The organism is Lujinxingia vulgaris (assembly GCF_007997005.1).
In the GTDB taxonomy this organism is placed as follows: domain Bacteria; phylum Myxococcota_A; class Bradymonadia; order Bradymonadales; family Bradymonadaceae; genus Lujinxingia.
In genome coordinates this window covers 1-6,743 of sequence record NZ_VOSL01000103.1, presented here as the reverse complement: position 1 = coordinate 6,743, position 6,743 = coordinate 1, and the positions used below count along the sequence as shown (strand labels likewise).

General features: G+C 65.5%; 6 protein-coding genes. 2 read left to right on the top strand and 4 right to left on the bottom strand.

What is annotated here, in order from left to right; all coding sequences use genetic code 11:
• On the top strand, positions 1–283 hold a 283-nt coding region (locus FRC96_RS22340; RefSeq protein WP_230470343.1), incomplete at its 5' end, for a hypothetical protein.
• A gap of 41 nt (positions 284–324) precedes the next feature.
• Here FRC96_RS22340 and FRC96_RS16250 read toward each other — a convergent pair.
• From FRC96_RS16250 to FRC96_RS22335, 4 genes are all read right to left on the bottom strand, one after another.
• Entirely contained in the window at positions 325–1,197 is an 873-nt protein-coding gene (locus FRC96_RS16250; protein WP_146975966.1) for a 3-keto-5-aminohexanoate cleavage protein, read from the bottom strand.
• A 17-nt stretch (positions 1,198–1,214) separates the two neighbouring features.
• Positions 1,215–2,093, bottom strand: coding sequence for a mechanosensitive ion channel family protein (locus FRC96_RS16245; protein WP_146975965.1), 879 nt, complete (start codon positions 2,091–2,093; stop codon positions 1,215–1,217).
• Between the two features lie 193 nt (positions 2,094–2,286).
• Positions 2,287–3,768 (bottom strand): adenosylhomocysteinase, encoded by a 1,482-nt coding sequence (gene ahcY / locus FRC96_RS16240; RefSeq protein ID WP_146975968.1) that lies wholly within the window; start codon positions 3,766–3,768, stop codon positions 2,287–2,289.
• A gap of 308 nt (positions 3,769–4,076) precedes the next feature.
• Complete coding sequence (locus FRC96_RS22335; RefSeq protein ID WP_230470342.1) at positions 4,077–4,631, bottom strand: hypothetical protein; 555 nt, start codon at positions 4,629–4,631, stop codon at positions 4,077–4,079.
• 378 nt (positions 4,632–5,009) lie between these two features.
• Between FRC96_RS22335 and FRC96_RS16230 the strand changes: the two genes are divergently transcribed.
• Positions 5,010–6,743: serine/threonine-protein kinase (locus FRC96_RS16230; RefSeq protein WP_146975964.1), on the top strand; the 1,734-nt coding region annotated here is incomplete at its 3' end.

Sequence of the window (6,743 nt, the reverse complement as noted above, 5' to 3'; positions counted from 1 at the left end):
GGCGGCGCTGGGCCCGGCGCGCGTGGGCGTGTGGGCGGCTTTTTGTGTGGGGCTGGCCGGGGTGACGCCGCTCGCGAGCGCGGTGCGCGGGGTCTGCGGGGAGGTGTGGGCCGGTTATTACGGGTTGGCCCCCCTGGCCGAGGCCCCCGGGCCTCAGCCCTGGGCGGTGACGTTGCTGGTCGGCGCGCTGGGGCTGCACCTGGGGGCGGTGGTCTGGGAACGGGGCAGTGAGGCGCGTCGCGCGCGCCGGGCGGCCTCCGCAGCCCCTGTTGACGCGACCTGAGGCAGGTCGGCGTTTTTTGCGCTGGGCGTTGCTCCCGACGCTCAGCGCTTCTGGATGCCCAGAATCTCGCGGGCCTGGGCCGGGGTGGCCGGCTCTCGGCCCACCTCCCGGGCTATCTGTGCCATCGCCTCGATCAGCGGGCCGTTGCCGTCGACTTTGCCGCCCCCGGGCAGATAGAAGGTGTCTTCGACGCCGGTGCGCAGGTTACCCCCGAGCTCGGCGGTGCGCCGGTGAATCGGCCAGACCTCCTCTCGCCCGATGACGATCGACTGCCAGGGGCGCTCTTTCGGCATCTCGTCGAGCAGAATCGGCAACAGGTCGAGGCGGGCGGGCATGCCGCTGGCCACCCCCTGTACCAGGCTCACGGTGTAGGGAGGCTTTAAGATGCCGTGAGCCTCAAACATCGCCAGCGAGCGCAGAATCCCGGTATCAAAACACTCGCATTCGGGCACGATGGCGTGGGTGTTCATCACCTCCAGAAAGGCGCTGATCTTGGAGACCGGGTTATCAAAGAGCATCGGCGGCCAGGCCCACTGCCCGTTGCTGCGCACCTTGAGGTAGTTGAGCGAGCCGGCGTTCATCGCCGCCATCTCCGGCTCAATGGCCTCCAGGCAGGCGCGCGGCCCGTTGATCTCATCGCCCACCACCCCGGTGGTGAGGTTGAGGATCAGCTCGGGGGCGGCGGCCTTGATCGCGTCGACCACCTCCCGAGCAAGATCCACCTCCCAGGAGGGAAGTCGCCCGCTGGTCTGGTCGCGAAGATGCAGGTGCACCACCGACGCCCCGGCGTTGTAGGCGGCGCGGGCCTCCGCGGCCATCTGCGCCGGGGTGTAGGGCACCGGGTGTTGCGCCGGGTCGGTGAGCACGCCGTTGAGCGCGCAGGTGATCACAACAGTATCGGGGCTCGCTGCCATATCGGGGGCTCCGCAAATCAGGCCGGGACTTCGGCGCGGGTCGAGGTGGACGATGCGCGCTCGGTTTTATCGAAGAACTCCACGGAGCGGTAGGGGTAGGGAATCTCGATGTCGGCCTCATCGAGCGCATACTTGATGGCGGTGGCCACCTGGTCGCGGGCGAGCACCTCGCTGCGTTTCTGGGAATCGGTCCAGTAGAAGATGTCGAAGTTCACCGAGCTGTCGCCGTGGCCGGTGACCAACACGTCGACCGAGGGCGCGTCGAGCACCGCCTCACAGCCCTCCACGGCCTTGCGGATGACCTCCCGGGCCTGGTCGATGTCTTCGCCGTAGCCGATGCCGGTAGAGAAGATCGAGCGACGCTTCGGTTCGGAGGTCTGCACCGTCACCGAGCTTGTGTAGATGTCGGAGTTGGGGATCACGATGTCGACCCCGTTGTACGAGCGCATGGTCGTGGAGCGGATGTCGATCGAGCGCACCGTGCCCTCGTGGCCGCCTACCGTGATCTGATCGCCGACGATGAAGGGGCGCTGTAGAAGCAGCAGGATGCCGGCCAGAAAGTTCTGAAAGATATCTTTGAACGCAAAGCCGATCGCCACGCTGGAGAGGCCCAGCACGCCGACCAGGTCGCCGGCCTCCAGCCCCGGGAAGACGATGGTGGCGGCGGCGAAGATGCCGATCACGGTAAGAAGCACCGAGGCGATGGTGCCCGCCAGGCTCTGCAGGCTGGAGTCGTCGAGCATCCGGCCCACGATGTTGCGCGCGGCCTTTTTGCCCAGCTTCGCGAGCATCATAAACGCGCCAAAGACAAGCGCGGCGATCACCAGGGTGGGCAGCATCTCCAAAAACGCGTTGGAGTACTTCTGTAAGACATCCATCAACGACACAGTGGGCACGTCGAACTCCTTTCATGCATTGAGGTTTCGGGTTTCGCGCACCCAAAGCTCACCGCGAGTCGGAAGATGTCAAAGAGGGGCAGGGAAGAGGTGCAGGCACAAAAAAACGGCCTCCCCGAAAGGAGGCCGCTTTCATGGCGCTATGTCGACGTGACGACGCCTCGCCGAGTGGCGAGGCGCTGCCACCTCGGCATCAGTAGCGGTAGTAGTCGGGCTTGAAGGGGCCCTCGATCTCCACGCCGATGTAGTCGGCCTGGGAGTCGCTGAGTTTGGTCAGCGTGGCACCCAGCTTGTCGAGGTGCAACTTGGCGACCATCTCATCGAGGTGCTTCGGCAGGGTGATGACATCTTTGCCGTACGCTTCAGCGTTGGCGTGAAGCTCCATCTGCGCCAGCACCTGGTTGGTGAAGGACGCGCTCATCACGAAGCTGGGGTGGCCAGTGGCGCAGCCCAGGTTCACCAGGCGACCTTCGGCCAGGATGATGATGGAGTTGCCGGTCTCTTTGAACTTCCACTCGTGGACCTGCGGCTTGATCTGGATCTTCTCGACTTCGCCGCGATCGCGCATCGCCTCCAGACCGGCCATGTCGATCTCATTGTCGAAGTGGCCGATGTTGCAGACGATGGCGTTATGCTTCATCCGCTTCATGTGGTCGGCGGTGATGACGTTGAAGTTGCCGGTGGCGGTCACGTAGATGTCGTAGCCCAGCTCCAGGGCCTGCTCCATCGTGATGACGTCGAGGCCGTGCATGCAGGCCTGCAGCGCGCAGATGGGGTCGATCTCGGTGACGGCCACGCGGGCCTTCTGGCTGGAGAGCGACTGCGCCGAGCCCTTGCCCACATCGCCGTAGCCTGCGACCAGCGCGCGCTTGCCAGCGAGCATCACGTCGGTGGCGCGCATGATGGCGTCGACCAGCGAGTGGCGGCAGCCGTAGACGTTGTCGAATTTGCTCTTGGTGACCGAGTCGTTGACGTTGATCGCCGGGAAGAGCAGCGTGCCGTCCTTCTGCGACTGGTAGAGGCGGTGCACGCCGGTGGTGGTCTCTTCGCTCACGCCACGGATGTTGGGCGCGGTGCGGCTCCAGTAGCCTTTATCAAGGGTCTGAAGCTCCTTGAGCACCGAGAGCACCACGCGGAACTCCGCGTTGTCGGTGGAGGAGGGGTCGGCGGTGATGTTGTTCTGCTCGAACTCATAGCCTTTGTGCACGAGCAGGGTGGCGTCGCCGCCGTCATCGAGGATGAGGTTGGGGCCCTTGCCGTCCGGCCAGTTCAGGGCCTGGAAGGTGCACCACCAGTACTCTTCAAGCGTCTCACCCTTCCAGGCAAAGACGGGCACGCCCTGCGGGTTGTCGACGGTGCCTTCGGGACCGACGGCCACCGCAGCCGCGGCGTGATCCTGGGTCGAGTAGATGTTGCAGGAGGCCCAGCGCACGTCGGCACCCAGCGCGACCAGCGTCTCGATGAGCACGGCGGTCTGAATGGTCATGTGCAAGGAGCCCATGATGCGCGCGCCTTTAAGAGGCTGCGCGGCGCTGTACTGCTCGCGGAGCGCCATCAGGCCGGGCATCTCGGCTTCAGCGAGCTCGATCTCTTTGCGGCCAAAGGCCACCGTCTCCGGGCTGAGGTCGGCGACCACGAAGGGAGAATCGGTCAAGAGCGGACGGCCGGTGTTCATGAAGGGGGGGATGGCGTCGATGGGCGAGCTGGTCATGTGAAGCTCCCTGCAAAGAGGTGGGTATGCGTAAGACGCGCTGAGGCGCGAAGGTTCTGCGGATCTGGGTGGCCGGCGTTCGTTGCGTCGCGCCAGGATGCCGCAAATCTGTGCAGCACTCCGATGAAGTCAACACCTTTCGCGAACGCGGCCAGCGACTCTGGCCAAAGGGTTGACCAAAAGTGCTTATTCCTGTCAAGCGCGCGCCTCAGATCGCCGCGATCGCGGCCGCCGCAGCGCAACTTCCGGTGGTGTTCGCATCGCGCCGACGATCACCGGTTGCCGGCGTGCTGGCAGGTGCCCACATTCTCGCCGGCCTCTTTGATGCAGACCTGCAACTCGGTGCAGTTATGCTCGGAGAGGCATCCGCTGCTGCATTGCCCGAAGTAGTCGCTGGAGCAGTACTGGGAGGGGTGGCAGATCGCAAAACGCGAGGGGTTATCCGGGTCGCCGCAGGCGGTGTAGCCCGGCTCGAGGTCTTCGCCGCGGCGGCGCTCTTCGTAGGTGGCGTGATCGACGCAGGTGCCCACGCGCTCGCTGCCGGTCTTGAGGCAAAACTGCTCGTGGCTGCAGTTATCCTGCGAGAGGCAGCCGTTGTGGCAGATACTTAAGATCTGGGAGCTGCAGTACTGCGAGGGATGGCAGATCACCCCCCGGCTCGGGTCGGGGAAGTCGTTGCAGGGGGTGTAGCCCTGAGCCAGCGTGCGGCGCTCATCTCCCGGGCCCGGATCGCCATCGAAGAGGGGGCCGCAGCTGCTTAAGAGCAGCGCAACACCAAAGCTCAGCAATAACGTCACAGGAGAGAACATCGGCAGGTTCGTGGGCATCATCAGCTCGTCGCGTGGTTTGCGAAACGCGAAGTGAATAGAGACGCAGGCGTCATCGTTGGTCTGTGCGCATCTGACGGCGCGCCCCGCGCGGGCATTCAAAGTCCGGGAGGCAGGGCCGGTGCCCACGAAAGAGGGATGGCTCAGGGCCGCATAAACCCCGATTGTGAGCTGGCCCGGCCATGTCGCTAACATTGACCCAGAGCGGGCCTCGCCATAGAGTGGGCGCGGTGTGCCCGACGATCGACGCAGCTCAAAAACGCCCGCCACCGAGGTGGGTGTCAGGCCGGCCACACCCCCGCGCTTTTACGGCGCTTTTAATGAACCACGCGGAGCGCGCGCGCTCCCACCCGAGAGGCGCGCGGCACCGAGGCATCAATGACCCTTTATTGTCCACAATGTCAGCAGCGCTTTGATGGCGATCTGGAGGTCTGCCCCTCCGACGGCAGCCGTCTTTTTACCCTGGATTCGCCGGGCGATGCCCCCGATCCGCTGCTGGGACAGGTCATCGATGAGCGCTTCCGCATCGAGCGCTTGCTCGGCGTGGGGGGCATGGGCGCGGTCTACGCCGGGGTGCAGCTCTCGGTGAACCGCGAAGTCGCCATCAAGGTGTTGCGGCCCGAGATGAGCGATCGTGAGAAAGCGCTGGAGCGCTTTTTTCGCGAAGCAAAAGTCGTCTCTGAGCTCAGCCACGCCAACATCGTCAGCCTCTTTGATTTCGGTCAGGATCGTCAGCGCGATCTGCTTTACCTGGTCATGGAACTCGTGCGCGGCATCAACCTGGGCGACCTGCTGGAGCGCGGGCGCTTTCGCGTCAATATGGCGCTGGAGGTCGTCTACCAGGTCTGCGGCGCGCTGACCGAGCCGCACGCTCGCGGCATCATTCATCGCGACTTAAAGCCCGATAACCTGGTGATGTTGCCCGTCTCCGATGGCACGGTGCAGGTCAAAGTGCTCGACTTCGGGATCGCGCGGGCGCTGGAGCAGAGCACGCAGATCACCAAGACGGGCATGATCTGTGGCACGCCGGCCTACATGGCGCCGGAGCAGGCGCAGAATCACGCGATCGACGCCCGCACCGACCTCTACGCGCTGGGGATCATCCTCTACGAGATGCTCAGCGGTATGGTGCCCTTTACCGGTGATACCAGCCTGCAGATTTTGTTCAGCCATGTGCAGAAGAGCCCGCCTTCGCTGCGCCACATTTTGCCGGCGGGCACGCTGCCGGAGGACGTCGAGGCGCTCTGCTACCGTATGCTAAGCAAAGATCCGGCCGAGCGCCCGCGCTCGGCTCGCGAGGTGCGCGATGAGATCGATCATCTGCGCATGCGCCATCAACTTCGGCCGGTGCGCCTGGATGTCGATCAGCAGGGACTTGGAGCCTTTGAGCCCTGGCTGATGCCTCATCTGGAGAGCGTCGGGCGGGGCGGCCCGAGCTCCACCGAGGCGCTGCGTCAGGCCCCGCACACCGGCGCCTTCGGGGTGGCACCGGGCACCGGCGAGTTGGACGTGATGCCGACGATGGAGCGTCACACCCCGACCGACATCGATCGGGTGCGGGTGGGCGCCGACGCCCGGCCCTTTAGCAGCACCCAGCCTCAGTTTCAGGCCTCGCCGGCCACCGATGCATCGAGCCCGAAGCGCACCGATACGATCACGGGGGAGTCGAAGATCGAGGCGCCCGCGGCGGTGATGAGCGCCGACGTCTCCCACACCCTGAAGATGGAAGCCGAGGGCAAGGGCCGATCGCGGCTGGGGCTTGTTGTGGCGCTGGTGGTGTTGCTGGGCGGCGGCGGGGCGGTGGCCGCGTTGACGCTCGGGGGTGATACGTCGGCCGAGGTTGAGGCGGCGGTAGCGCAGGCAGAGACGCCCGGCGCACCCGTACCTGCACCGGCGCCCGAGCCCTCCGAGGATGCCCTCCACGCCGAAAGCGCCGGCGCGCAGGTAGGGCTGGAGGCGGTGATCGCCGCGCGCATTCTCACCGCCGAGAGCGCCGCGGTGGCCAACATCGCCGAGGAGGCCGCGCGCAACAAGGCAACCTCCCGTCAGCAGCAGCGGGAGCGCCCGCGGGTCAGCGCCAGCGACTCCGCCGCCGAGCGCGAGGCCCGCGCC